This window comes from Alcaligenes sp. GW821-FHT11D07 (assembly GCF_058808495.1).
Genome location: NZ_JBXART010000004.1, coordinates 144681 through 169972, shown reverse-complemented (window position 1 = coordinate 169972; position 25292 = coordinate 144681). Strand labels below are relative to the sequence as shown.

The 25292-nt window shown below is 58.0% G+C and carries 23 protein-coding genes; 10 read left to right on the top strand and 13 right to left on the bottom strand.

The features are described from left to right. The first annotated feature begins 75 nt into the window (after positions 1-75). The 8 genes from AC1RSM_RS17520 (at position 76) to AC1RSM_RS17485 (ending at position 10208) form a co-directional block, all read left to right on the top strand. A complete protein-coding gene (locus tag AC1RSM_RS17520; protein WP_492933851.1) occupies positions 76-1647 on the top strand; it encodes an ABC transporter substrate-binding protein in 1572 nt (523 codons plus the stop codon). 155 nt (positions 1648-1802) lie between these two features. Beyond that, a complete protein-coding gene (locus AC1RSM_RS17515) occupies positions 1803-2789 on the top strand; it encodes an ABC transporter permease (RefSeq protein ID WP_492933850.1) in 987 nt (328 codons plus the stop codon). Between the two features lies 1 nt (position 2790). Then, complete coding sequence (locus AC1RSM_RS17510) at positions 2791-3705, top strand: ABC transporter permease (RefSeq protein WP_492933849.1); 915 nt, start codon at positions 2791-2793, stop codon at positions 3703-3705. Positions 3706-3708: 3 nt separating this feature from the next. Beyond that, on the top strand, positions 3709-4683 hold the full coding sequence (locus tag AC1RSM_RS17505) for an ABC transporter ATP-binding protein (protein WP_492933848.1): 975 nt from the start codon (positions 3709-3711) through the stop codon (positions 4681-4683). Beyond that, the gene (locus AC1RSM_RS17500; protein WP_492933847.1) at positions 4680-5684 is read left to right on the top strand and encodes an ABC transporter ATP-binding protein; all 1005 of its coding nucleotides are present in this window, start codon (positions 4680-4682) and stop codon (positions 5682-5684) included. Before AC1RSM_RS17505 ends, AC1RSM_RS17500 begins: the two co-directional genes overlap by 4 nt. A 141-nt stretch (positions 5685-5825) precedes the next feature. Next, entirely contained in the window at positions 5826-6386 is a 561-nt protein-coding gene (locus tag AC1RSM_RS17495; protein ID WP_492933846.1) for a sigma-70 family RNA polymerase sigma factor, read from the top strand. A 26-nt stretch (positions 6387-6412) separates the two neighbouring features. Then, on the top strand, positions 6413-7426 hold the full coding sequence (locus AC1RSM_RS17490; protein WP_492933845.1) for a FecR domain-containing protein: 1014 nt from the start codon (positions 6413-6415) through the stop codon (positions 7424-7426). A gap of 232 nt (positions 7427-7658) precedes the next feature. After that, a complete protein-coding gene (locus tag AC1RSM_RS17485; RefSeq protein ID WP_492933844.1) occupies positions 7659-10208 on the top strand; it encodes a TonB-dependent siderophore receptor in 2550 nt (849 codons plus the stop codon). 142 nt (positions 10209-10350) lie between these two features. Here the strand turns inward: AC1RSM_RS17485 and panD are convergent, their stop codons facing one another. Next, complete coding sequence (panD, locus tag AC1RSM_RS17480; RefSeq protein ID WP_492933843.1) at positions 10351-10911, bottom strand: aspartate 1-decarboxylase; 561 nt, start codon at positions 10909-10911, stop codon at positions 10351-10353. Positions 10912-11171: 260 nt separating this feature from the next. Between panD and AC1RSM_RS17475 the strand changes: the two genes are divergently transcribed. Further along, positions 11172-11951 (top strand): ABC transporter ATP-binding protein, encoded by a 780-nt coding sequence (locus AC1RSM_RS17475; RefSeq protein WP_492933842.1) that lies wholly within the window; start codon positions 11172-11174, stop codon positions 11949-11951. 104 nt (positions 11952-12055) lie between these two features. On the opposite strand, the gene AC1RSM_RS17470 is transcribed toward AC1RSM_RS17475, so the two are convergent. After that, complete coding sequence (locus AC1RSM_RS17470; protein WP_492933841.1) at positions 12056-12673, bottom strand: flavin reductase family protein; 618 nt, start codon at positions 12671-12673, stop codon at positions 12056-12058. 161 nt (positions 12674-12834) lie between these two features. On the opposite strand from AC1RSM_RS17470, the gene AC1RSM_RS17465 reads away from it, so the two are divergent. Further along, entirely contained in the window at positions 12835-13812 is a 978-nt protein-coding gene (locus AC1RSM_RS17465; protein ID WP_492933840.1) for an AraC family transcriptional regulator, read from the top strand. Positions 13813-13833: 21 nt separating this feature from the next. Here the strand turns inward: AC1RSM_RS17465 and AC1RSM_RS17460 are convergent, their stop codons facing one another. From AC1RSM_RS17460 to AC1RSM_RS17410, 11 genes are all read right to left on the bottom strand, one after another. After that, a complete protein-coding gene (locus AC1RSM_RS17460; RefSeq protein WP_492933839.1) occupies positions 13834-15426 on the bottom strand; it encodes a phytoene desaturase family protein in 1593 nt (530 codons plus the stop codon). Between the two features lies 1 nt (position 15427). Beyond that, the gene (locus AC1RSM_RS17455; protein ID WP_492933838.1) at positions 15428-16039 is read right to left on the bottom strand and encodes a flavin reductase family protein; all 612 of its coding nucleotides are present in this window, start codon (positions 16037-16039) and stop codon (positions 15428-15430) included. A 25-nt stretch (positions 16040-16064) separates the two neighbouring features. Then, a complete protein-coding gene (locus tag AC1RSM_RS17450) occupies positions 16065-17309 on the bottom strand; it encodes a styrene monooxygenase/indole monooxygenase family protein (RefSeq protein WP_492933837.1) in 1245 nt (414 codons plus the stop codon). Between the two features lie 55 nt (positions 17310-17364). Then, complete coding sequence (locus AC1RSM_RS17445; protein WP_492933836.1) at positions 17365-18147, bottom strand: SDR family oxidoreductase; 783 nt, start codon at positions 18145-18147, stop codon at positions 17365-17367. 21 nt (positions 18148-18168) lie between these two features. Continuing rightward, the gene (locus AC1RSM_RS17440) at positions 18169-19065 is read right to left on the bottom strand and encodes a SphA family protein (RefSeq protein ID WP_492933835.1); all 897 of its coding nucleotides are present in this window, start codon (positions 19063-19065) and stop codon (positions 18169-18171) included. 463 nt (positions 19066-19528) lie between these two features. Beyond that, entirely contained in the window at positions 19529-20566 is a 1038-nt protein-coding gene (locus tag AC1RSM_RS17435; RefSeq protein WP_492933834.1) for a TRAP transporter substrate-binding protein, read from the bottom strand. A 140-nt stretch (positions 20567-20706) separates the two neighbouring features. Next, positions 20707-21996, bottom strand: coding sequence for a TRAP transporter large permease (locus tag AC1RSM_RS17430; RefSeq protein ID WP_492933833.1), 1290 nt, complete (start codon positions 21994-21996; stop codon positions 20707-20709). 15 nt (positions 21997-22011) lie between these two features. After that, a complete protein-coding gene (locus AC1RSM_RS17425; protein WP_492933832.1) occupies positions 22012-22515 on the bottom strand; it encodes a TRAP transporter small permease in 504 nt (167 codons plus the stop codon). Positions 22516-22954: 439 nt separating this feature from the next. Further along, positions 22955-23686 (bottom strand): SDR family NAD(P)-dependent oxidoreductase, encoded by a 732-nt coding sequence (locus tag AC1RSM_RS17420; RefSeq protein ID WP_207872760.1) that lies wholly within the window; start codon positions 23684-23686, stop codon positions 22955-22957. 21 nt (positions 23687-23707) lie between these two features. Then, the gene (locus AC1RSM_RS17415; RefSeq protein ID WP_492933831.1) at positions 23708-24109 is read right to left on the bottom strand and encodes a Zn-ribbon domain-containing OB-fold protein; all 402 of its coding nucleotides are present in this window, start codon (positions 24107-24109) and stop codon (positions 23708-23710) included. Next, positions 24109-25290 (bottom strand): thiolase family protein, encoded by a 1182-nt coding sequence (locus AC1RSM_RS17410; RefSeq protein WP_492933830.1) that lies wholly within the window; start codon positions 25288-25290, stop codon positions 24109-24111. The genes AC1RSM_RS17415 and AC1RSM_RS17410 overlap by 1 nt, the downstream gene beginning before the upstream one ends. Positions 25291-25292: the final 2 nt, after the last annotated feature.

Sequence of the window (25292 nt, the reverse complement as noted above, 5' to 3'; positions counted from 1 at the left end):
TGAGTCATGAACTGACGCTCGGGTACTATTCAGCCTCTCTATCAGCGACACCAACCATCCCATCAGGAGGTTTTCATGAAAAAAACAGTATTGGCTGCTGCGCTGGCGGCTCTGGTCACCCTGCCCTTGGCAGGCCACAGCAAGACGCTTACTTGGTCCAGCCAGGGCGACTTCATGACCCTGGACCCCCACGCCCAGAACGAAAACCTCATCATTACTGCCAGCTCGTATGTGTATGAGCCCCTGGTGGATTACAACAAAGACTTCCAGTTAACGCCTGCACTGGCGACCTCCTGGGAACAGCTGGAGCCTACGGTCTGGCGTTTCACTCTGCGCGAAGGCGTGAAGTTTCATGACGGCGCGCCCTTTACCGCTGACGACGTTGTGTTCTCCATCCACCGTGCCATGGCCCCCACGTCCAATTTCAAAGCCTACGTAAACGGCATTGATAAAGCAGTCAAAGTGGACGATAAAACGGTGGATATCATCACCACCGCACCTAACCCTGTACTGCTGCGACAGCTGACCAACGTCTTTATCATGAACAAAGACTGGTCCGAAAAAAACAAGGCCCAGCAGCCACAGGATTTCAACAAGAACGAAGAAACCTATTCCTCGCGCAACACGAACGGCACCGGCCCATATAAGGTGAAGTCCCGTGAAGTGGACGTACGCACCGTCTTTGTGGAAAACGAAGACTGGTGGAACAAGGCCAACAAAGTGGGCAACGTGACCGAAGTGATCTACGTGCCTATCAAGCAAAACGCCACCCGTACCGCCGCTTTGCTGTCAGGCGAAGTGGACCTGGTACTGGACCCGCCTGCACAGGATTTGCAGCGTCTGCGCCAACAAGCCAAGATCGTGGAAGGTAATGAATACCGCACCATTTACCTGGGCCTGGACCAAAAAAGCCCCGAACTGAAATACAGCAGCATCAAGGGCAAGAACCCATTTGCTGACCAGCGCGTGCGTGAAGCGCTGTATGTCGCCATCGACATTGAAGCCATCAAGAAAGCGGTGATGCGCGGCTCCTCCGCCCCCACCGGCACCATGATCGCTCCACAGGTACATGGCTACACCAAGGACTTGGCACAGCGCATTCCTTACAGCCAGGACCGCGCCAAAGAATTGCTGAAAGAAGCCGGTTACGACAACTCCTTAAGCTTCACGCTGGACTGCCCGAACGATCGCTACATCAACGATGAAGCCATCTGCCAGGCCATTGTGGGCATGTGGGCCAAGGTCGGTGTCAAAGCCAACCTGAACGCCATGCCCCGTGCCACCTACTTCCCCAAGGTGCAGAACTACGACAGCAGCGCCTATATGTTTGGCTGGGGCGTACCTACCTTTGACGCGCTCTACACCCTGCAAAGCCTGATGCACAGCAAAGGCGAGGGCGCTGACGGTTCCTTTAACTTTGGCAACTACAACAACGCTGAAGTGGATGCCCTGATCGACCAGATCAAGACCGAAACCGACACCGCCAAGCGCGATGCGGCCATTCATAAGGTTCTGGAAATTCATGCCAAAGAAGTGGGCCATATCCCGCTGCATGACCAGATCATTCCTTGGGCCATGGCCAAAAAGGTTGACGTCATTCACCGTGCGGATAACCGCATGGCGGCTCAGTGGGTCACCGTGCAATAAGCCTTTCTTCCCCATCCTGCCCCGCTTCCATGCGGGGCAGGTCTTATATAGTCCGTAGTCTTCATTTCTGCGCACGCCCCTTTGCCGGGCGACTTCTACACATTAAGGACGACACTGGTCGCGAGTGATCCTCGCACTACACCAGGAGACCGCCTATGCTGGTATTTATTATTCGCCGTCTGATCCAGGCTGTTTTGGTGATGCTGACGGTCAGCCTTCTGGCCTTCGTACTGTTTCGCTACATTGGCGATCCGGTCACCATCATGCTGGGACAAGACGCCACCGAACAGGACCGCGTCGAGCTGCGCGCCAGCCTGGGGCTGGACCAACCCGCTCCCGTTCAATTCGGACGCTTTGTCGGCCAAGCCGTGAAAGGCGAGTTTGGCCTGTCCTTGCGGCAAGCCCAACCTGTATCCACTCTGCTCAAAGAACGCCTGCCTGCCACTGTAGAGCTATCGGTAGTCGCGGCCATTCTGGCTTTGCTGATCGGCCTGCCGCTGGGGGTGTACACCGCCTTGAAACGCAATGGCTTCGTCGCACAAAGCATTCTGGCCTTTTCCCTCTTGGGTATTTCATTACCCACGTTCCTGATTGGTATCTTGCTGATCCTGGTATTTTCCGTGCAACTGGGCTGGCTGCCCAGCTATGGGCGCGGGGAAGTCATGCGATTGGGATGGTGGAGCACCGGCCTGCTCAGTTGGGACGGCATCAAGCATTTGATTCTGCCCGCCATCACGCTCTGTTTGTTCCAGCTCACCTTGATTCTGCGTCTGGTGCGCTCTGAGATGCTGGAAGTGCTGCGCGCCGACTACATCAAATTTGCCCGCGCTCGCGGCCTGTCGCAACGCGCCATTCACTTTGGCCATGCCCTGAAAAACACCATGGTGCCCGTCATCACCATTACCGGTCTGCAACTGGGCGGCATCATTGCCTTTGCCATCGTGACCGAAACCGTTTTCCAATGGCCTGGCATGGGCCTGCTGTTTATTCAGGCTGTGCAGTTTGCGGACATCCCCGTCATGGCGGCCTATCTTTGTCTGATTGCCCTGGTGTTTGTTGTGATCAACCTGCTGGTAGACCTGCTGTACTTCCTGGTCGATCCACGTCTGCGTACCCAGCTGTCGGGCGCAAAGGGGCACTAATATGTTCGCGAAACTAAAAACTGCCTGGAATAGCGATCTGATCTGGTCCTGGCGCCATTCACCCGTGGCGATTATGGCCACAGTCGTCGCCGTGCTGCTGTTTGTGGGCGCGCTGGGGGCCCGCTGGCTGGCCCCTTTCGATCCTTTTGATCTGACCTCCATTGACCTGATGGATGCTTTGCTGGCTCCGGCCTGGTCTGAAAATGGCTCGCCACAATACTGGCTGGGTACCGACAGCCAGGGCCGTGACCTGTTTTCCGCCTTGCTGTACGGCACCCGTACCTCCTTGCTGATTGGTCTGGCTTCGGTCGCTTTGGCCATGGTGGTGGGTATTGTGCTGGGTCTGCTGGCGGGTTATTCCGGTGGCCGCGTAGATGCCTTCATCATGCGTGTGGCTGACGTGCAGTTGTCCTTTCCTGCCATCCTGATCGCCTTGCTGATTGACGGTGTGGCACGTGCTGTCTTTCCTTTGAACATGCACGATGTGGTGGCCTTTCCGGTGCTGATCGGGGCCATTGCCCTGGCTGGCTGGCCGCAGTATGCCCGTACCGTGCGCGGCTCCACCATGGTGGAAAAAAACCGCGAATACGTACAAGCAGCCCGTGTGATTGGCGTGTCTTCTTCGCGCATCATGTTCAGCCATGTGCTGCCCAACGTCATGGGCCCCGTACTGGTGCTAGCGACTGTGCACCTGGCTACCGCCATCATTACCGAAGCTACCCTGTCCTTCCTGGGGGTTGGCGTACCGGCCACCTCACCGTCGCTGGGCACCTTGATCCGCATTGGTAACGACTTCCTGTTCTCTGGCGAGTGGTGGATCACGATCTTCCCCGGCCTGATGCTGGTGTTGCTGGTCCTGTCAGTCAACCTGCTGGGCGACTGGCTGCGTGACGCCCTGAACCCCAAATTGAGCTGAGCCATGACTGCACTACTTACTGTCCAAGACCTGTGTGTCGAATTTCCGACCCGGCATGGCGTGCTTCAGGCACTGGATCATGTCTCTTTTTCCATCGCCCCCGGTGAAGTGCTGGGGGTCGTAGGGGAATCAGGTGCCGGTAAATCCCTGACGGGTTCTTCCATTATTGGCCTGCTCGATGCGCCCGGCCGCATCAGTGGCGGGCAAATCCTGCTGGAAGGCGAGCGCATCGACAATCTGGATCAGGACCAGATGCGCAAGATTCGCGGTCGCAAGATCGGCGCTATTTTTCAGGACCCGCTGACCTCACTGAACCCGCTCTATACAGTGGGCCATCAACTGGCTGAAACCATCGTGACGCACTTGCCCCTGTCCTGGAAACAGGCTCGGGAGCGTGCCATCGAACTGCTGGAGGCCACTGGCATTCCCGCCGCCCGCGAGCGTATTGACCACTACCCGCATCAGTTCTCCGGCGGCATGCGTCAACGTGTGGTGATTGCCCTGGCGCTGGCCGCTGAGCCCAAGCTGATCGTGGCCGACGAACCGACCACCGCCTTGGATGTGTCGATTCAAGCCCAGATCATTGATCTACTGAAAAAACTCTGTCGATCGCAAGGCACCTCGGTCATGCTCATTACGCACGATATGGGTGTCATTGCGGAAACCGCAGACCGCGTGGCGGTGATGTATGCCGGACGCGTCATTGAAATCGGCCCGGTACGGGATGTGATTCAACAGCCTAGCCACCCCTATACCCGTGGCCTGATGCGTTCCATCCCTAACTTGCACGCCGGGCTGGAACGCCTGGAGCAGATCCCTGGCAGCATGCCCCGCCTGAACGCAATTCCGGCTGGCTGTGCCTTTAATCCGCGCTGTGACCGCCGTTTTGATCGCTGCCTGAGCGAACGTCCCGAGCTGTTGCCCGTTCCCCCTCAGACGCAAGCGGCCTGCTGGCTGCATGCACAGGAGTCCGCATGAGCGCCCCTAAACAAGCCCTGGTCCAGGTCAAGGACGCCGCCTGCTGGTTCGACGTATCCCCACCCTTGCTGGAACGTCTGGTCTACCGCAAACCCAAAGTGAATCTGCGCGCCGTGGACGGGGTCAGTTTCACCTTGAACAAAGGTGAAACCCTGGCGCTGGTAGGCGAATCGGGCTGCGGTAAATCCACAGTTGCCCGTTTGCTGACGGGCCTGTATTCACTGACTCGCGGCGAGATCCTGTTTGACGGCCAATCGCTCAAGTCCATGGACAAAGCCAGCCAGCGCTCCATGCGCAAGCGCCGCCAGATGATTTTTCAGGACCCCTATGCCAGCCTGAATCCCCGCTGGCGCGTGGGCCGTATCATTGCCGAGCCGCTGGTCACGCACACGGACATGAGCCGTGAGCAGCAAGAGGCCAAAGTGGCGGAATTGCTGACGCAGGTAGGCCTGACGGCCAGCGACGCCCAGCGTTACCCGCACCAGTTCTCCGGCGGCCAACGCCAGCGTATTTCGATTGCACGGGCCTTGGCCCTGCAACCGGAATTCATCGTCTGTGACGAACCCACTTCGGCGCTGGATGTGTCGGTACAGGCACAAGTGCTGAACCTGATGAAGGATTTGCAGCGCGATCTGGGTCTGACCTATCTATTCATTTCCCATAATCTGGCCGTGGTTCACCACGTGGCCGACCGGATAGGGGTGATGTATTTAGGCCGGATTGTGGAAATTGCGCCACGCGATGATTTGTTTGCGCAGCCACGTCATCCTTATACGCGCATGCTGCTGGGCGCCATTCCCGACATGAGCGGGGCAGGCAAAAGCCGCATTCCCGTGGCCGGTGAAGTGCCTAATCCACTGAACCCGCCATCAGGCTGCACCTTCCATCCACGCTGCCCCTTGGCCAATGAACGCTGCCGCCGCGAAGCACCTGCTTTGCTAAATACCGGCGGTCAGGAAGTGGCTTGCCACGCCGTCGAAGAAGGGCGCGATCAGGCCTGATCGTTTGCCATGCCAACAGTGAAACCGCCCACGGCACCTTGCCGAATGGGCGGTTTTTTCTGATAATTGAGAACTATTCTCAGTTATTAATGCCCGCACCTCTGCCATTCCGCTGGTCGAGCAGGCACCACTGGACGCATCATGCACAACCCCGCCTTCTCGCCAGACATGGAATCGCTCTACCGGAATTACCATAGCTGGCTGCATGCTTGGCTGCGACGGCGTTTGGGCAACTCCTTTGACGCCGCCGATCTGGCGCAAGACGTTTTTGTACGACTGCTGCAAAAGCCCCGCCATTTCGGCAGCGAACCCGAAGCCCGCGTCTATTTGCGGCTCATGGCCAATGGCATGTGTGTGGACCTGTGGCGACGCCGCCAGATCGAACAAGCCTGGCTGGAAGAGCTGGCCAGCCGTCCCGCCGCCGTCGTCCCCTCTGTGGAACATCAAGCTCTGGTGCTGGAAGCCCTGAACGAGATAGACAGCATGTTGCGCACGCTTCCCCCCAAGGTGGGCAACGCCTTTTTCATGGCTATGGCCGACGGCATGAGCAATCGTGAAATTGCACAGGCACTGGGTGTCTCTACCCGTATGGTGCATAAGTACATCAGCCAGGCCATGTTGTGCTGCCTGAAGCTGGAAGCCCGCCATACCTCCTCGGACAGGCCCGTGCAGCAGGCACTCGGCCTGCCCCAGCCGCGCTGATTATCCGCACGCCATATCGCCACTTCATGAGCAGCTCCGAACTTCATCCCAACAATACGCAGGAACCGTCTTACGCCGCCCTGGAACAGGCCGCCGAATGGTTTGCCTTGCTGCGCTCGGACGAAGCCTCTGCGAAGGACCACAAAAACTGGCAAACCTGGCTAGCCGCTCAGGCAGAGCATCGCAAGGCCTGGCAGTATGTCGAGCGCATCAGCGGCCGCTTTGAACCGATACAAAACAGCAGCAACCGGCAGGCGGCGGTGCAAAGTTTTTGTCTGGCTAACCAGCGCATGGGGCGTCGCCGTCAACTACTTCTGAGCTTGGGCACACTGGCAGGCGCAGGCTTGGGCGGCTGGCTGGCCTGGCGGCATACGTCCTTACCCCAAACGATGCTGGCCTGGACGGCCGAGCACCGCAGTGCCCAAGGTGAAGTGCGCAAACTGATGCTGCCTGATGGATCTACCGTCTGGCTCAGCTCGGACACAGCCCTGAATCACGACTTCCGTGCCGACCAGCGTGTGCTGTCTTTGGTGGCCGGTGAAATACTAGTTGAAACCGCCGCTGACCCCAGCCGCCCCTTTCTGGTTAACACCCGCCAAGGGCAACTGCGTGCTCTGGGGACGCGCTTTACGGTACGGCTGGATGGCCAGGAGACCTTATTAGCGGTCTACCAGGGTGCTGTCCAGATCGACACCTCGGCCCACAATACCCGCCGCATCGTGCATGCGGGGCAACAGACCCGCTTGAGCCATTCGCATATTGCGGAGCTCGCCCCTGCCGCCCCCGAACGTCAGAGCTGGGTCAAAGGCATCATCGTGACCGACAACACCCCCTTGCTGGATGTTGTCAACGAATTGCAGCGCTATCGCGGCGGCTATATCAGCGTCTCTCCCCAGGCGGCGCAATTGCCGGTTATCGGCAGCTATCCCGCCACCGACCCGGACCGGGCATTGAGCATGCTGGAAGGTGTGCTGCCCATCCGTATCAAACGAACCTTGCCATGGTGGGTCAGCATTGAAGTTGCCCAGGCGGCCCGCTGATTCCGTTTGCCCTGGGCAAGCAGGACCCGCCCAAGGCCACAACCTGGGCGGCTTGTTGCCAAAACCCAATATTTTCCCCAACCCGAGTTCCGCTTTTTCTTGGCTTGCTCGATATAGCTAAAGAGGGCCTTGTTTCATCACGTCCCGTGCCGCTGCGCCAGAACTGGAGCAGGGCATGTGCAGACCGGCCAGCTCTCGCCGATTACACCGCTTCCAAGGAGCAGCATTCACCATGTCCGGCTATTCCCCGCCTATCGCCGCCCGTAAGGCGTCCCCTCCACCTGCCACCCCTGCGTTCCAGCCCCGTTTTCGACAGACCCCGCTGGCCTGCCTGATTCAACTGGCCATCGCCAGCTGCGCACTGGGTCTGGGCACGTGGCACACGCAGGCTCAAGCCAAGCCCTTAAGCCTGGCGCAAGCGGCCTCACCCAGCGCCCAGAACTACAACATTCCTGCTGGCCCCTTAAGTACTGCACTGGCCCGTTTCGCCAGCGCCTCCGGGGTGCTGGTAGCGGGAGCTGCTGAACTGGCCAAGGGTAAAACCAGTCCTGGAGCCTCCGGCACGCTGTCGCCCCAGGCCGCGCTGGATACCTTGCTGAGCGGTACCGGCTTGACCGCCGTTGCCAGCTCGGATGGCAGCTATCATCTGCGCCAAGCTCCCCAGCCATCTGCCGATGACATCACCCAGCTAAGCGCCGTAACCGTGCGTGGACAACTCGATCCAAGGACCGAAGGTACAGGCAGCTACACCAACGCTTCCGCAAGTTCAGCTACGCGCATGAATCTGTCGACGCGTGAAACTCCGCAGTCGGTCAGCGTCATTACGCGCCAGCGGCTCGACGACCAAGGCCTGCTCACACTTAACGACGCACTCAAGCAAGCCACCGGCGTGAAGGTGCAGGAAGGCGAAGTGCTGGGCACAACCTATCAGATCCGTGGCTTCTCGCTGGACACTGCCCAGCTTGACGGCGTGCCTGTCTCGCTAGGTGCAGGCGGCTCGGAAGCGGCCGCCGACATGGCCATCTACGACCGTGTGGAAGTGGTACGCGGCGCGGCGGGTCTATTGCAGGGGGCTGGCAATCCGGGCGGCACGCTCAATCTGGTGCGCAAGCAACCTACACGCGAATTTTCCGCCAGCGGCAGCGCGATGGTGGGATCGTGGAACAGCTACCGTGTGGAGGCCGACATCTCCGGTCCGCTCAACAAGAGTGGTGATCTGCGCGGGCGAGTGGTGGCGGCGCACGACGACCGCGACTCCTTCGTCGATCATGTAAACGAACGCAAGGACGTGCTGTACGGCGTCTTGCAATACGACTTCACGCCTTCACTCACCGCTACCGTGGGCGTGGATCACCAGCGCACCAAGGGCACACCCAACGGCACCGGTCTGGTCTTCTTTGCCGATGGCGGCGATCTCGAACTGCCACGCAGCAGCTACCTGGGCGCCAGTTGGAACCACCGCGCTACCCGCAGCACCACCGTGTTCGGCGATCTGACCTGGGAGATGGACAACGGCTGGCAAACCAAGTTGTCGGCCAACCGCCAGCACTACGACGTAGACACGGTGTTTCTGTCTGCCTCAGGCTCGGGCGTAGACCGCAACACCCACCAGGGCCCGCTCCTGAACTACGCCCGAGCCAGCAGCCTGAATCGCACCCAGACCAGCGTGGATCTGTACGCCTCGGGCCCGTTCTCGCTGCTAGGCCGCAAGCACGAGCTGGTGATAGGCGCCAATATGCGCCGCAACCCCACCGAGACCGATCAGGTGCCACTGCGTGAATACGCCAGCATCCGGCCCGATGTCTTTAACTGGGACCCCAACTCGCTGCCCCCGCCCAACATTGGGCCCTATGAGTCGCGCACCGCCACCACCACCAAGCAGTCGGGCATCTATACCGCTGCCCGTCTGAGCCTTGCCGACCCGCTCACCTTGATCGTCGGTGGCCGTTGGAGCTGGTGGGACTACACCAGCGACAGCACCAACCTACTCACGGGCGCCAATACGGGTTCCTCGGGCTACAAGGTCAGTGGCGAGTTCACGCCGTACGCCGGACTGATCTTCGATCTGAACGACACCTACTCGCTGTACGCCAGTTACACCGACGTGTTCCGTCCACAGAACGCCATCGACCGCAATGGCTCGCTGCTCAAACCCATCGTGGGTGCCAACTACGAGGCGGGTATCAAGGGCGAATTCCAAGATGGCCGCGTGCAGGCCTCGCTGGCCGCCTTCCGTATCGAGGAAACCAACCGCGCCCAGAGCGATCTGGACGGCCCCAAGCCTTGCCCCTACACCACCAGCGACTACTGCTCGATGGCGGCTGGCAAAGTGCGTAGCGAAGGGATTGAGGCGGAACTGTCGGGTGAACTGGCCCCAGGCTGGAATCTGACGGCGGGCTATACGTACAACACCACCAAGTACGTGAAGGATGCGGCCAACCAAGGCAAGCCCTTCAACACCCGCACACCCGAGCACATGTTCAAGCTCTTTACCACGTACCGCCTGCCAGGCTCGCTGCGCCAGTGGACAGTGGGTGGCGGCTTCACATGGCAGACCAAGTTCCTGTACGAAAACACGGCGGGCACGATCCGTATCGAGCAAAATCCTTACGCCGTGGCCGATCTGATGGTGCGCTACGACTTCACGCCCAAGGTTTCAGCCACCCTCAACGTGAACAACGTGTTCGACAAGAACTACTACCGCTACATCGCCCACGAACGTGCCTACAACTACTACGGCGACCCACGTAACGTCATGCTGACGCTGCGCGCCCAGTACTAAGGCTGAACGTGCACTAGGTACTCAAGCGCTCTGTGTACCTTGTGACTGAATAAAAAAACGCTGTGTTTGCTGCCTGAGGCAGTGAACACAGCGTTTTTCAATACAGCCATCATCGGGCCTGATGCGGCCCGGCGAAGATCAATCAGTTCTGGTTCGCTGGAGCGAAGTCAGCCAGGTGGCAGGACAGGATGTCAGCAATAGCACGGTCATCCAGGCCACGGGAGCGCAGATCAGCGGAAAGGGCGTCCACGTCTACACGGGCCAGTGGGCGCTCGGCACCGCGAGGGCGGTCGTCGCGTACCACGCGGAAGTCGTAATCGCGCTGGGCCGTCTTGGTGACTTCGTAATGCATGATTTCGTCCACTTCGTTTTCAGGCGTGAAGGTCAGCACGGTGGGGCGCAGGGAATACAGGTCTTCGGTATTCATCACGTATTCTGTTGCACAGATGATGACGGTGTCGCCCTTTTGACAGGTACGGGCCGCCGCGCCGTTCAGGACCACGCAGCGCGAGCCGGGTTCACCGAAGATCACGTAGGTAGAAATGCGGGCACCGCTGTCCTTATTCCAGATTTCCACAAACTCCATGGGTAAAATGCCCGCTTGTTCGCAGATTTCAGGGTCCAGTGTGATCGACCCGTGGTAGTTCAAGTCGGCACCGGTCACCTTGATACCATGCAGCTTGGCACGGACCACTTTTTTCATGACAACACTCTCTAGAAACGGGTCCGCCAAAACGGACACCTAACATTGGCTACAACGCTGTTTGCGCTCAGCCCTTAGCCCCGTCAGGGGGGCAAGGAAGACTGCATCATAAACCCAGAAACGCGCGTAAATCCGTTTAGACCCACAGATTTGTACGGGAAAACCACAGGCACAATGATTTGCCTGACGGCCACTCTGTGATGTAATCCCCTCTGCCGCGCCGCGCCGGTTTTTTTACTTTCAATACGATATCGTTCTCCATGCCCAACCTGCTCATCGAAAACATTCACAAACGCTATGGCTCCCTGGAAGTGCTCAAGGGCGTCTCATTAAGCGCCGAGCCGGGCGATGTCATCAGCCTGATCGGCTCCAGCGGTTCCGGTAAAAGCACGTTTTTACGCTGCATCAACTTTCTGGAAACGCCTAACTCGGGCCGCATTGTCATCAAGGGCGAAGAACTGAAAACTCGTCTGGACGCCAAAACGGGGGAATTGGTTGCGGTGGACAAGCAGCAGCTCAAGCGTTTGCGCACCAGTTTGGCCATGGTGTTTCAGCATTTCAACCTGTGGTCCCATATGACGGTGCTGGAAAACATTACCGCCACCCCTATTCATGTACAGGGCATGGACAAGGCTCAGGCCATTGCCAAGGCGGAACTGTATCTAGACAAGGTAGGCCTGTCGCGCGATCTGGCTAAGCAATATCCCGCGTTCTTGTCGGGCGGTCAGCAGCAGCGCGTCGCCATTGCCCGCGCTTTGGCGCTGGAACCGGAAGTGATGCTGTTTGATGAACCGACTTCCGCACTGGACCCGGAACGCGTGGGTGAAGTCTTGCGAGTAATGCAGAATTTAGCCGAAGAAGGGCGCACGATGGTGGTGGTTACCCACGAAATGAGCTTTGCGCGCAACGTATCCAGCAAGGTGGTTTACCTGCACGAAGGCGTGGTTGAAGAAGAAGGCCCACCAGAAGAAGTTCTGGTGTCGCCGCGCAGCCCGCGTCTGGCGCAGTTTCTGGCCGCAGGCGGTTCATCCCGCTCTTGATAAGCACAATTCGTACCCACAAAAACGGCGCTTTCATGGCGCCGTTTTTTTATCTAGCAGGCATCAGACGACTAATTCCGCCTAACTTCCGCTATCAAACCGTATCAGGCCTTAGGACGAGGCATGTCGAACAAGGCCAAATCGGTGATCTCAAAGTAATCGCCAGGACCACCACCACGCAAAATAGGACGGGGGATTGCAGTGCGGTAGATGCCGTCCACGATACTGTTGGGCGACACGTGCACGCCCACCACTTCGCCCAGCACCATCCAGGTATTCAGATCCTTGCCTTCAGAATCTTTCAGCTGAAAATGAGTGGTGACCTTGCACTCCAGCGAAGCATGGCTCTCGCCCACACGCGGCGCATCAATCAGGCGCGAATCCACTGGCGTAAGACCAGCCACTTCAAATTCACGCACATCTTGTTCCAGGCTGGTCATGTTCATGGGCTCGGCCAAATCACGGGAAGCCAGGTTCCAGGTAAAGACACCGGTTTCAATCGCGTTGCGCACGCTGTCTTTGTAGCCCACGCTGGAAAAAGCGATGACAGGCGGGCGGTAATTGAACACGTTGCAGAAGCTGTACGGGGCCAGATTGAGCACGCCTTCGGTGCTTTTGGTACCAATCCAACCAATCACACGGGGGCCAACAATCGAACTGATAGGGTCATGGCGCAGGCCGTGGCCTTGTGTGGGTTCGTAAAAATGGAAGTCTTTCTGCACGGTTCTCTCTGTTATTGAACAAAACAAACTAAACAGGACTGCGGGAAATCCCGGTGGCCCACTGATATACTTTACAACTAAAATAAAGCCGCTGCAAACCGTTGAAACACAAGGTTTTACGTATCCTTCCGGCCTTTCATAACCATCTAGGCACATGAAACATGGAAAATAAGCCCGATCACTGGGCACGTGTCGCTTCAGCTGACCTGGAGCACGTGCGCAAATCAGTCAGTGATATGTTCAAATCGCACCAGCTCAAGCAGCTGCGTGCCGACCAGAACCTGCAAACCCGGCTGCGACATGCCCAGTTTGGTCAGGTCGCTTTGAGCCGCCTGGGCTATGGCGCAGACGTTCACATTCAGCCCGATCACTTGGCCGGTTTTTACTTGGTTCAGATGCCTCAATATGGCACCGCAAAGATCCGCTGCGGCGGTCAAACGGTAGATTCCACCCCTTACGAAGCCACGATCCTGAATCCAAACGAAGATGTGGACATGATCTGGCACGCCAATAATGAGCAGTTAATGCTCAAGATAGACCGGAATCTGGTGGAGCAAGCGGCACGTGGCCTGGGACTGGACGTTGGCCCCCAAGGGCTGGTTTTCCCAGTACGCATGCAAGCCCATACTCAGCCTTCCTGGCAGATCATGCTGCGCTATGTGCTCGATTGCGCCCGCAATTACGAGGACATTCGACGTTCGCCCTTGATCATCAGCCAGCTGGAGCAATTAGCGGTTACCACCTTGCTGGGTCTACATCCACCAGCGCAGATCCAGGCGATCAGCGCCAGCCGGGTACTGCCACGTCATATCAAGAAAGTGGCCAGCCATTTGCATGAACAGGCTCACCTGCCCGTGACCATTGCGGAGTTAAGCGCGATTGCAGGCGTCAGTTCACGCACCTTGCAGCAGGCTTTCCGAGAGCACTACGGCATCAGCCCCATGCAGTACCTGCGTCAGGTCCGGCTGGACCGGCTGCGCCATGAACTGATCAACTCTAACGAGCCGCATCTAACACTGGCCGATCTGGCCATACGCTGGGGCTTTGCGCATCAGGGGCGTTTCAGCGCCGAATATCGCAGCCGCTTTGGCGAGACACCTAGCGAAACGCTGCTGCGAGCGCGTGGCGGCCAGCACTAAGCTGGCCTCTTTCCTGCGTCATCACGCTTTCAAGATGCGCTGCGCTGCCAGATAGCCGGATTGACCACCCAGGCCAGGGCCAGGATGCACGGACGCACCAATTTGATGCAGATTGCGCACCGGCGTGGTGCCACTGCGCGCATCCTTATGCCCCGCAAAAGGGCGCATGAAAAAGAACTGATCCGGCGAGCACACGCCGCTATAGGGATCGCCCCCCACCAGATTCATGTTCAAGGCTTCCAGATCCGCTGGGCTGACACTGTGACGCCCGATAATCTTGGCAGGCAGCCCCGGCATCACAGTTTCCAGACGAGCCTGTACCCGATCAGCCATCGCTTCGCGTACCGCCTCATTCCAGCAACCATCAGCCGGCACGGCAATTTCCCCGGCCTCATCCCCTTTAATGTGGCGCGGCAACTCTTGCATCTGCACCCATAAAATCCAGTGACCTTCCGGAGCACGGCTAACATCCACCGCTACCGGCTGGCCAACAGCCAAGGTCGGTTTGGCGGGCAGATAGCCATTGCTGGCCGTCACGACCGAGGAACACACCTGCTCCATGCTTTCAGTCACGTGCACCATAGGCACATGGCGCAATTCCGGGTCGACCCAGTCCGGTGGTGAATTCAGGGCAAAGTGAATCTGCATGCCGCCCCGGCCATAGTGATAATCCTGGGCGGACTTCAATAATTCAGGTTTAACGTCCGGCAGCAAATCACCGTACAACTGAGCTGGGGTGACGTTGCACACCACAGCACGGCGAGCCAGATAGCGTTGGGTACCCACGCACACGCCAGTGGCTTTATTGCCCTCCACCAGTACGCGATCCACATGGGAATTGGTCAGCACAGCGCCACCCGCCTCTTCAATGATGCGGGTAAACGCCTTCACGATCTGGTAGCTGCCACCCTTGACCACCGGCATGCCACCACTGACGACCGCGCTGAAAGTCAGCTTGCCGATCAGGGCAGAACTGGCTTCGTCCGGGCCCAGGCCGCTGTGCAATACCCAGGGGGCAATCATGGCGCGTGCCAGATCACTGCGCAGATCACGCATGGCCCAGCGTCGGAAACTTTCCAGCGCTTGCGAGCCAAACGACATCAGGCCATCCAGTCCCCGTTCCCGCCAGGCACCGAAAGCCAGCTTGGCCATAGGCCAGCGGTAGGGTTCGCCCCCCAGCAAGCCAAACACCAAGCCCGCATCAGGGCCAAACATACGGGCAGCCATCGCGCCCAAGGCATCGCCTTCACCGGGCATCAAGGCATTGAAACGGCGCACAGTGTCGTCCATATCCTGGCGCAAGGCCAAGGCCGGGCCACCAGGAATCGCAAGACCCGTGCTGTATTCGCCTTTAACAAACTCCATCCCGGCCTTGGCCAGCGGCTCCGCCAAGGCCGCATACGAAGCCCCACCCATGAATAGCGGATACCAACTGGACAAGACATCGTGCGTGAAACCGGGGAACAGCTCCTGTGTGCGGATACAGCCCCCGGCAACAGCGTTGCGCTCCAGCACCGTCACCGCCAAACCACGCTGGGCCAGCAAGGCGGCGCAAGTCAGGGAGTTCATCCCGCTGCCGACAATGACTACATCAGCGCTGTGCGCATCGCTCATTTCAACGATCTCCGCTAGGCGTGGTCAGGTTGGCAAAACGGCCACGGTGAAACACCGCTGGCTCATGTTCAGTCAAGGTGGTGTGGCGCACTACACGGCCAATAAACAGGGTGTGGTCCCCACCTTCGTGTTGACGGTAGTTCTCGCACACAAAAGTCGCCACGCAATCGTCCAGCAAAGGAACGCCTTCTTCCCCGTCCACATGCGAGACCAGGGAAAACTTGTCTTTGACCTGGGAATTGGCAAAACCCAAGGCAACAGGCACCTGTTCCTGGCTGATGACGTTAATAGCAAAGTGGCTGCAGTTCTGGAAAATATCCAGGCTGGGCGAATGATTCACCAGACTCCACATCACCAAAGGCGGCTCCAGAGATAGCGAGGTAAAGGAGTTGATCGTCAGACCCACCGCCCGGCCATCGGGACAACGAGTCGTGACAATGGCCACTCCCGTTGGAAAATGGCCCAGTGCCTGGCGAAACGCACGGCTATCGACCACATTCACATTGGACGGTGTGGGTTTGGCGTCAGCAGCTGCCAACGCTTGGGCAGACACGGCCTGCCGCTGGGCAGCGGTCTGGGACGAGGGCTCTTGCAGCGTTGCGGTGGGGGTCATGATACTTCTCCTTAAATACGGTCTATCAGGCAGCCACAGATTGGCTGCGAGTCTGCTCGATCAATGCCTGGGCGGCCGTCAAATCTTCCCAGGCCGGGAACAGGACCGGTGGGTGATTGAAGGAATTGGCCAGGAAATGAGCCAGTCCCGGCGACTGCTGGGCAGAGGTCAACAAGGCAAACGAGGCGTCGGTTGGCGGCTTCAACATGGAGTTGGTCCAGCGCACCACCAGATTGGCGTAGTCCCAGTAGCGCTCGAAGGTGGCTTCCATCCAGTCGCGGTCAAAAGCGCCTTCGCCACGCTCCAGAATGCTGTCCAGATAAACCTGAGCGGCTTTGGCGGCGTTGTTGGAACCTTGGCCGGTAATCGGATCGTTCACGACCACGGCATCTCCCAGACCCAGCACCATGCGGCCCGAAGGCAGTGTCAGCACAGGTTTGCGCACCGTGGGAGGGAAAGCGCCGGACAGGTAACCCTGGGCATCAGTCAATTCCACATTGCGGGCACGGTCGCCTTCCCACGGCAGGAATTCACGCAGGAAAGACACGCTTTGTTCCAGATGCGCTTCAGGGGTCTTGGCATCGCGGAAACGATCCAGCGGGCCACCGGGCACACCTTCAAACACCATGATGTCGCAAGGGCCGGACAAGGTCAGCGATGGGAAGACGAAGTATTCGCCCACGCCGGGAATGAAGTTAAAAGACACGCGTGAATATTCAGGCGTAGGCTCCAGACCGTGTACATAGGTCAGTGCCAAGGCGCGCTGAGGCTTGTCATACATGGAACGCTGATCATCACGCTCGAACAGTTTGACCACTTCACCTTTACCGGCAGCCAACATGGTCAGGTCATATTCCTGGGCGATGCGCTCCAGTTCAGCCACGCCCACATCTTCCATGATCAGCTTGCCGCCGCGCTGCTCAAACAGCTCCAGCCAGTAAGGCATTTTGACGCGCTGGTCGGTCGCTTGCGCTTCGCGGTCCAGACGGCCGCTCCAGTCCACTGCCTTGGTGTCAGGCTGATCGGGATTGGGCAGGGCAAAGCCAATACCTTGCACGGGCGGGCATTCCTCATCCCAGAAGTTCAGACCCAGGCGGCGCTCTACGTCCAGAGCCTCGGCAAACATGCACTGGCTGGACATCACACGGCCACCGCGAACATCGTCAGGGCTGCGGTTGGTGAAAAGGGCAACTTCATAGCCCTGGGCCAAAAGACCAAATGCAACAGGCATGCCAGCTTGGCCGGCGCCCACAATAGCAACTTTACGCATGATTTTTTCCTTCTATGGAAGCTAGGGACGCCACCCCGGCGACGCCCTGTTTTTGTTATTCAGCCAATTTGGGAATGGCTGGTACACCTTGCTCCGGACCCATGGCCGAGTAGCCACCATCGACGGCATAATCTGCCCCGGTCACAAAGCTGGCGGCATCCGAGAGCAGGAACGCCACCACTTCGCCCACTTCCTGGGGATCGCCCACACGGCCCAGCATGTGAAATGCAGAAGCTACGCGGTCTGTCTTGGCACGATCCCCCCCGGTCAGCTCGTCCATCACCCGTGACCAGATCCAGCCGGGCGAGACCGAGTTGACGCGAATGCCATCCGGTGCAAAATCCAGGGCCATGCTGCGAGTCAGCTGCAACAAGGCGGCTTTGGAGACCGGGTACAACCAGCGCCCGGTTTGTGCGACAGACGAAGAAATGGAGGTGAAGTTGACGATGGAGCCACCGCGCGGCAACAAGGGACGCACGGCTTTGGCCGCCTGTACGGCGCTGACCAGGTTGATATCCAAGGCGGTGAGCCAGTCAGCTCGGCTGGAAGCCATGCCTTCATCCAGATAGGAACAGGCCAGATTGACCAGCCCATCAAGGCGACCGAAGTGCGTCTTGACCTGTTCAATGGCGGCATTCAAACCGGCATCGTCCGTAATATCCACTTCCCAGAATTTGGCTTTGGCGGCATCGCTGCCAACGGCCTTTTGCCCACCGGCTGAGTCAATATCGAACACGGCCACACGCGCGCCGTAGCCCAACAAGACCTCGACCACGCCAGCACCAATACGTGTGGCGCCGCCGGTGACGATGACAACCTTATCCTTGAGTCCTTTCATGTCGCTCTCCTGCCGCATGCCTTAGAAAGGCACCGCTACTTTTACAAAAAATTGTTTTCCTTCAGGACGACCGCGTACCCCCAGATCCTGCTGGTACTTGGCCGTAATCAGCAGACCCTTGTCATTGGCATAACGAAGGCTGGGGCCAATCGCAAAGGCACGCGCCTTGCTATCGCCAGCCATCGGGCCACGGTCGCTTTCAATTTGTTGGTAGGCATAACCGCCCACACCCAGCACCAGGCCATTACCAAAGCCCCAACCCACGGCGTAGTCAGCGTGTATGGCTTTCCCCGTGCGGGTTTCGGTGTCGCTGTTGCGGAAGTTAAAGTCCACCATCATCTTCAAATCCAGATTGATGCCGCTGGGTTGCGCGTAACTGAACGCGGCAGCTGGCTGGATGGCCCAGTAGTTGCGGCCCAGATTGGCGCTGTCCGTGACTTTGTAGCGGCCAGTGGGGGCCACAAAATCCACGCCCAGCACGTAGTGCATTTTTTCGCTGGGGTGAAAACCCAAAGCTGGCCCAAACACCACATCACCCAAACCGCTGCGGCGTTGCGATTGACCAGCGGCTTGCGCCTTGACGGTCAGAAAGGGAGCCAAGGCATGAAACGCCAGTTGACCGCCCAACACCTGATGTTCCGTTACCCAGACCAGACGCGGTGCAACCATGGCCACATCGACCTGAAAGTCGGGGATGGGCAGCTTGTCGCCGTTCTTGTCACGCACCGAGTCGTAACGCATGGCACCGCCGTACATCAGCAAGTGCACGCCAGGCGGTGGCAGAGCACCGCTCATGAAATTTTCCAAACCATCGGGATAGATAGGCAGGCCATTACCTTCAATGGCATAGGCCGGACCTGCACCCAGCACACCTGCTCCCAGAACCACTGCTGCTATTTTTTTATTGATGTCCCCCACGTCCTGTCTCCTTTTGTTTTTTAGCTATGACGATGGAGCCAATGGTAGGAGCGGGCGTTTTGGCGGTATATCCACTTTGCGCAGCGCCTAGCCAATAAGCGCAAGAAGCCGCAAAAGCAGGGAAAACCCCGATTTGGTTTAGATTTAAAGGATGAGGTCAGAAAGGGCGGAGAATGGAGTGCAAATGAGGAGGCGTCATCACTGCTTTACATGGGGAAGCTTACAAATGGAGTGCTCCGTTTGAACCAAGCACCGGAGCATCCCGAACCATGGCTGACAGCCTGTCAGCTTGTGCATCTGCTCCGGTGTAGGCCGCTTCAGGCCACGAAGTACCGTCTTCTAAGACTGGAGCGACAAGCGGGCTACCTACTCCCCCATCGTCACAACAAGAACAGCCATAAAAAAACCCCGCTGTCCGGTTGGATAGCGGGGTCGGGCCAATAGCGGGCCGCTAACTACTGATTTACTTGGCAGCGCTCAGCTCTTTGATCTGCTCGCGGAAGTAGGCCAGTGCGGCTTTGCCGTCTACGCCCTTCTTGTCTGCGGCTTGGATCCAGTTTTCTTCAACAAAAGCCAGACGCTCTTGCAGTTGAGCGGCAGCATCGCCTTCAATGCGCAGAGTCTTCAGGCCAGCAGCCGTGTGCTTTTCAATAGCTTGTTGCTCGGCAACTTGCCACTTGGAACCGAAGTCGTTGGCAATCCATTCGCCGCTGACTTTCTCGATGGCAGCGCGGTCGGCTTCAGACAGGCTGTTCCATTTGCGCTCGTTCATGAACATGTACTGGCTGGATTTACCAAAGCCACCAGGGACGGAAACGGCAGTCTTGACCAGCTTGTCCAACTTCCAGTTATCCAATTGGTCGTACTGGAAGTACATGCCATCAATCACGCCACGCGACAGCATTTCGTAGCTGTCCGATGCCGGGGCGTTCACGGTCACAATGCCCAGCGCTTTGCCAATCGCATCAAACAAGGGGCTAGGCGAGCGCAGCTTCTTGCCTTTCAGGTCGTCAATGCTTTGCACATTGTCCTGGCTGGTGAAGATCACAGTAGCGGGGCTGGTCCACATGCCCAGCAGTTTCACGCCTTTGTGCTCGTTAGCACCCATCATGAATTTTTCGTAAGTGCGCCAGTAGGCCACCGAGTTCACGCCACCGTCATCCGTGGTGAAGGGCAGTTCAGCAAATTCGATCAGCGGGAAGCGGTTGGCGGTATAGCTGTGCACCGACATGCCCATGTCCGCGATGCCGTTACGCACCAGATCCAGGTGAGCCTGAGGCTTGCCCAGCGCGTTGATGAATTCCACCTTCACGCGGCCTTCCGTCGCCTTCTCGACTTCCTGAGCCCAGGGTTCGAACATATTGGTCACGATGAAGTGACCCGGTGGCATCCACTGCGAGAAACGCAGGGTAGTGACTTCAGCCGCAACCGAAGGCATGGTCGGTGCCAGGGCTGCAGCAGCCAGGCCCAGGCTCAAGGCCAATTTCTTGAAAACACGCATCTCGACTCCTCGTAAATTATTTTGCTGCCGGACCCTCACAGCCCGGCATCTTGCCCGCTTGAAGGACGATAAACAGATCCTGGATCTGCTCGCCCAGCGGCTTTACTGCTGCCCGGATCGCACCTGAATCCGGGCCGGGTTTACATACTGTTCGGGACGACCAGAACAATCCAAGGAACAAACACCAGCAAGAGCAAACGCAGAATGTCCATCATGACAAAGGGCGCAACACCCCGGATGATGGTGCCCAAGGGAACATCGGGCATCACGTTTTTAATCATGAAGATGTTCAGACCCAGCGGCGGGGTAATCAGGCTGATTTCAGCGGCCACCACCACGATGATGCCGAACCACACCAGATCAAAGCCCAAAGAGGCCACGATCGGGTAGAAGATAGGCACCGTCAGCATGACCATGGACATGGTTTCCAGGAAACAACCCAGAACCAGGTAAATGGCACAAATAATCAGAATCACCACAATGGGCGAGACATCAATACCCTGGATGAAGCCCAGCAATTCGTTGGGCAGACCCGCTACCGTCAGAAAGTTGGTGAAGACCAAAGCACCGATCACCAAAGCAAACATGATGGCCGTGGTTTGAGCGGCTTCAATCAGCACCGTCAGGTACATGCGAGGCTGCCAGCCACGACGCTTCAAGGTCAGCAAGAAGGTTGCTGCCGCACCAATACCGGCCGCTTCTGTCGGGGTGAACACACCACCGTAAATACCACCCATGATGACCACGAACAGCACGGTAATGGCCATCACGCCTTTGGTGGCATCCAGACGCTCGCGCCAGGTGGCTTTCTCGCCAGGACGACCCAGGTTCGGGTTGATCGCGGTAATGATCATGACCGTGACCAAGTACATCAACATGGCGACCATGCCGGGCAAAAAGCCAGCGGCAAACAGCTTGCCAATGTCGGTTTCGGTCAAGATCCCGTAAACCACCATCATCACGCTGGGCGGAATCAAAATGCCCAATGTGCCGCCAGCCGCGATACTGCCGGTAGCCAGACGGTCGTCGTAGTTGTACTTGCGCATATTGGGCATGGCCACGCGACCCATGGCCGCGGTCGTAGCCATACTGGAGCCACAGAGCGCACTGAAGGCACCACAGGCGACGATCGTGGCCATTGCCAGACCACCGCGCAGGTGACCAATAAAAGCGTTAGCCGCCTTGTACAGGTCTTTGGACAGACCCGAGGCGTTAACCAGATTACCCATCAAGATAAACAGGGGCAGCACGGTAAAGCTGTAGCTCATGGCCGTGTCAAAGCTGGTTTGGGCCGCCATGCTCAAGGCGGCTTCCATGCCGGTGAAAAAGGAAAAACCAATGGTTCCAACCAGCAACATGCCCCAGGCAATGGGCAAGCCCAAAAACAAGCTACCCAGCAGAACTGCCAGTCCGATAATAGAAATCAACATGAAAAAACTCCGTCTTTATCGGCGGGGGGAGCGGAAAACCTGAAGCAGCGCAGCAAGTGTGGCGATGCCGGTCATGATGGAAATGGCGTAGGCAAACGGGGCGATAGGCACCTGCAGGGCATTGCTCATATCGCCGTAATCGGCCAGTTCTGCGGCGTGATTCCACAGATACACCGTCAACACAGCCAGCATGACGGTGGAGACTGTATTGATCACAAATTGCTGAATGCGGCGGGCAACAGGACCCAACCAAGCATCAATCAGGCTGACCGTCAGGTGTTGCTGATGCCAGGTCACCCGCGGCAAGGCCGCAAAAATCAGCACGCCCAGCAGCAGTTCGCTGGCTTCGTAAGCCCCAAGCAAAGGGGCATGAAATACATACCGGCCTATGACATCCACGGTGGTGATCCCGGTCATCAAGACCAAAATGACCACACAGGCGGTATCCAGAATTGTCTCTACAACCCGTACCACTCCACGTGAACGCACCAGCTCCATTCCTGGCAGATCGTCGTTCATTACAGCTCCACTTTTGAGGCCCGGTACAGGCCCGTTTTTTAGGTCATCATGCGCCTTGAAAACAAGGCGGCATTGTTATATTTCTGTTCTAAATAGTTTATAGATGAACAAATCCAGGTAAATAGAAAGAAACCCTTAATTCCATCCAAAATCATGGAATCGAAGTTTCTATCTCATATGGCAAGAAAGGGACTCGCAAACTGCGGCGCTTGTCCTGTGCAAGAAACGGGGCAGATGGGTCGCAGCAGGCATGGGCTCTAGCCTGCAGGAGTTTTTCTTGGGCTCAAACAGGCCCTTTTTTCTATCCAAAATTACGCCACGCAAGGAGCGAATTTACCTGCGGGTGATCCATCAGGCAAGCAGCCGCCAAACTATCTGCCGGCACAAAAAAAGGGCGCTGAATGCGCCCTTGTTGTATTGAAACCGCCTTGGACCGAAGTCAGATTGTCAGCGTACCCACGCTGGCACCACCGCAGACATACAAGGTCTGACCCGTGATGAAGCTGTTTTCAGGGTCCGAGAAGAACATGGTGGCGCGGCTGATATCATCCGCACGGCCCAAACGCTTCACCGGAATCGCGGCAGCCAGCTTGGCTTCGCGCTCGCTACCAGCTTCAACCACGTCGTAGAACATATTGGTGGTGATGGGACCGGGGGCAATTACGTTGACCGTAATGCCTTGGTCAGCCAGTTCCAACGCCCAGGTACGAGCCATGCCCAACATGCCAGCCTTGGTCGCCGCGTAAGCAGTACGAGTTTGCAGACCCAGCGCGCCACGCGAGGACATCAGCACAATGCGGCCAAAATGGCGCTCGCGCATGCCCGGCACCACAGCCTGAGTAATCTGCAAGGCAGCGCCCAGGTGAATCTGAGTCAGACCCTGCAAGTCTTCCAGCTTCACCTCGTCCAGCAAGGCGGGCCAGATCACGCCTGCGTTGTGAATAAAGTGGGTGACCTCAAAGCGTTCAGCAATATCTTTGGCGGCTTTCTCGGTTGCCACGGCATCGAGCAAATCCACTTGTACGCAGTGCAAACGCTCGTGCGTCCAGGGCAGCACATTGCGCGCCATGCTGATCACGGTGTAACCCTGATCCAGCATCTTGCGGCAAATGTCTTCACCAATGCCGGTGCTGCCGCCCGTCACAATGGCGGTGTATTGAGCTTGTGTCATCTTGATTGTCTCCAGGCAAATTCAGGGCGCAGGGCGCGCCACCAGCACGGCTACGCCACCGGCATCCAGTTCCAGGCTCAGGCGCACTTTGTCTTCAGCCTGCCCGCCTTCGGGCAAGTGGGCGATGGCAAAGGGGCCGCAGTCCAGGGCAACGGTGCCGATACGCCAGGGCAGTCGTGCCTGAAAGTAGGGTTCGTTGCTGTGATGCAAAGTGGTCGTCGCACACAGCACCCCTGTGTCAGCCACAGGCTGCCAGTTCAGGGTGGTATTCAGACAATGGCCGCACACATCGCGGGCCGGATATTGCACCGTGCTGCACGACGGGCACACTTGCAAGGCGAATTCGCCACGCTTGGCCGCTTCGGTCAGGCCGGCTGCCGTGGCGCTACGTGCGCCCGGTGGCAGGATTTGGGTATCGCTCATCACTGCCCCCGTTCAAGCAAGGCCGCAGCAGTACAAATGCCACGGTCGTAATTAATCATGCCAAAGCCGGACACCAGGCCCACACGGGCATTGGCCACTTGCGTGTCACCTGCGCTATCGGTCAATTGACGTAGTGCCTGCACCAAACCCAGATAACCACCTGCTGCACCGGCTTGACCTACGGACAGCTGGCCACCGCTGGTGTTGAAAGGAAAGCTGCCATCTACGGTAAAGCTGTTGTTGCGAATGAACTCCGGACCGTCGCCCTTGGCGCAAAAACCCAGGTCTTCAAACTGCAGGACGTTGATGACGGGGTAGTCATCATAGGTTTCCATGAAATCGACGTCCGCCGGGCTTAAACCGGCGTGTTCGTAAAAGGCATCCTTGTCCATGGCCCAACCGCCCCGGAACTGTACCGGGTCTTCAGGATAGGCATTGTGGCGTTCGATGGTGGAGCGAATGCGCACATAAGGCAGGTTCAAGGCTTCGGCCTGTTCGCGGCGCATGACCAGATAGCCTTCGGCTCCGGCACACGGCATGACGCAATCAAACAAATGGATGGGGTCCGCAATAACGCGGGCTTCCATGTACTGTTCCAGCGTCAGGGGCTTTTTCATCAGGGCATGCGGGTTGCGCAGCGCATTATCGCGCTGGGCCACACACAGCTTGCCGAAGTCTTCACGCGTCGCACCGTACTGGCGCATGTAGTAATCCGTCAGCAAGGCAAAGCTGGCGTTCGGGCCACCGGAACCATAGGGGTAGACTGCATCCTGCGAGAAACGCGAGAAACCGGACACCGTGTTCTTGAAGGACTCGCGGTGATTGGTATCACCCGCAATACACGCCACGATGGAGGCATCGCCACACTGCACGGCACGGGCCGCACGGCGCATGGCCACCACGCCGCTGGCACCCCCCATAGGGATGTGGTCCAGCCAGCGCGGGCTCATCTGAAAGTGCTGCATCACCCCTACCGCAGTATCGGAGCCCAGCGTGAAGCTGGACACGCAGACACCGTCCACATCGGCTTTCTTCAGGCCGGACTGGGCCAGCAACTGGCCCAATGCCGCACCCAGCCACCAATGCGCTGTTTGTTCCGAATGGCGCTCGTAAGGGATGGTCACCGGGGCGACCAGCACCACATCGTCATAGCCCAGGCGGGCTTGTTGCGGCAAGGCCATGA

Bases quoted from the DNA above. Each gene is read 5' to 3' on its own strand.
- AC1RSM_RS17460 (WP_492933839.1), bottom strand. From the start codon at position 15,426: ATGAGCGATGCGCACAGCGCTGATGTAGTCATTGTCGGCAGCGGGATG.
- AC1RSM_RS17415 (WP_492933831.1), bottom strand. From the start codon at position 24,109: ATGAGCGATACCCAAATCCTGCCACCGGGCGCACGTAGCGCCACGGCA.
- AC1RSM_RS17505 (WP_492933848.1), top strand. From the start codon at position 3,709: ATGACTGCACTACTTACTGTCCAAGACCTGTGTGTCGAATTTCCGACC.
- AC1RSM_RS17445 (WP_492933836.1), bottom strand. From the start codon at position 18,147: ATGAAAGGACTCAAGGATAAGGTTGTCATCGTCACCGGCGGCGCCACA.
- AC1RSM_RS17510 (WP_492933849.1), top strand. From the start codon at position 2,791: ATGTTCGCGAAACTAAAAACTGCCTGGAATAGCGATCTGATCTGGTCC.
- AC1RSM_RS17495 (WP_492933846.1), top strand. From the start codon at position 5,826: ATGCACAACCCCGCCTTCTCGCCAGACATGGAATCGCTCTACCGGAAT.
- AC1RSM_RS17500 (WP_492933847.1), top strand. From the start codon at position 4,680: ATGAGCGCCCCTAAACAAGCCCTGGTCCAGGTCAAGGACGCCGCCTGC.
- AC1RSM_RS17520 (WP_492933851.1), top strand. From the start codon at position 76: ATGAAAAAAACAGTATTGGCTGCTGCGCTGGCGGCTCTGGTCACCCTG.
- AC1RSM_RS17410 (WP_492933830.1), bottom strand. From the start codon at position 25,290: ATGGCCTTGCCGCAACAAGCCCGCCTGGGCTATGACGATGTGGTGCTG.
- AC1RSM_RS17455 (WP_492933838.1), bottom strand. From the start codon at position 16,039: ATGACCCCCACCGCAACGCTGCAAGAGCCCTCGTCCCAGACCGCTGCC.
- AC1RSM_RS17420 (WP_207872760.1), bottom strand. From the start codon at position 23,686: ATGACACAAGCTCAATACACCGCCATTGTGACGGGCGGCAGCACCGGC.
- panD (WP_492933843.1), bottom strand. From the start codon at position 10,911: ATGAAAAAAGTGGTCCGTGCCAAGCTGCATGGTATCAAGGTGACCGGT.
- AC1RSM_RS17425 (WP_492933832.1), bottom strand. From the start codon at position 22,515: ATGAACGACGATCTGCCAGGAATGGAGCTGGTGCGTTCACGTGGAGTG.
- AC1RSM_RS17450 (WP_492933837.1), bottom strand. From the start codon at position 17,309: ATGCGTAAAGTTGCTATTGTGGGCGCCGGCCAAGCTGGCATGCCTGTT.
- AC1RSM_RS17515 (WP_492933850.1), top strand. From the start codon at position 1,803: ATGCTGGTATTTATTATTCGCCGTCTGATCCAGGCTGTTTTGGTGATG.
- AC1RSM_RS17430 (WP_492933833.1), bottom strand. From the start codon at position 21,996: ATGTTGATTTCTATTATCGGACTGGCAGTTCTGCTGGGTAGCTTGTTT.
- AC1RSM_RS17475 (WP_492933842.1), top strand. From the start codon at position 11,172: ATGCCCAACCTGCTCATCGAAAACATTCACAAACGCTATGGCTCCCTG.
- AC1RSM_RS17435 (WP_492933834.1), bottom strand. From the start codon at position 20,566: ATGCGTGTTTTCAAGAAATTGGCCTTGAGCCTGGGCCTGGCTGCTGCA.
- AC1RSM_RS17490 (WP_492933845.1), top strand. From the start codon at position 6,413: ATGAGCAGCTCCGAACTTCATCCCAACAATACGCAGGAACCGTCTTAC.
- AC1RSM_RS17465 (WP_492933840.1), top strand. From the start codon at position 12,835: ATGGAAAATAAGCCCGATCACTGGGCACGTGTCGCTTCAGCTGACCTG.
- AC1RSM_RS17485 (WP_492933844.1), top strand. From the start codon at position 7,659: ATGTCCGGCTATTCCCCGCCTATCGCCGCCCGTAAGGCGTCCCCTCCA.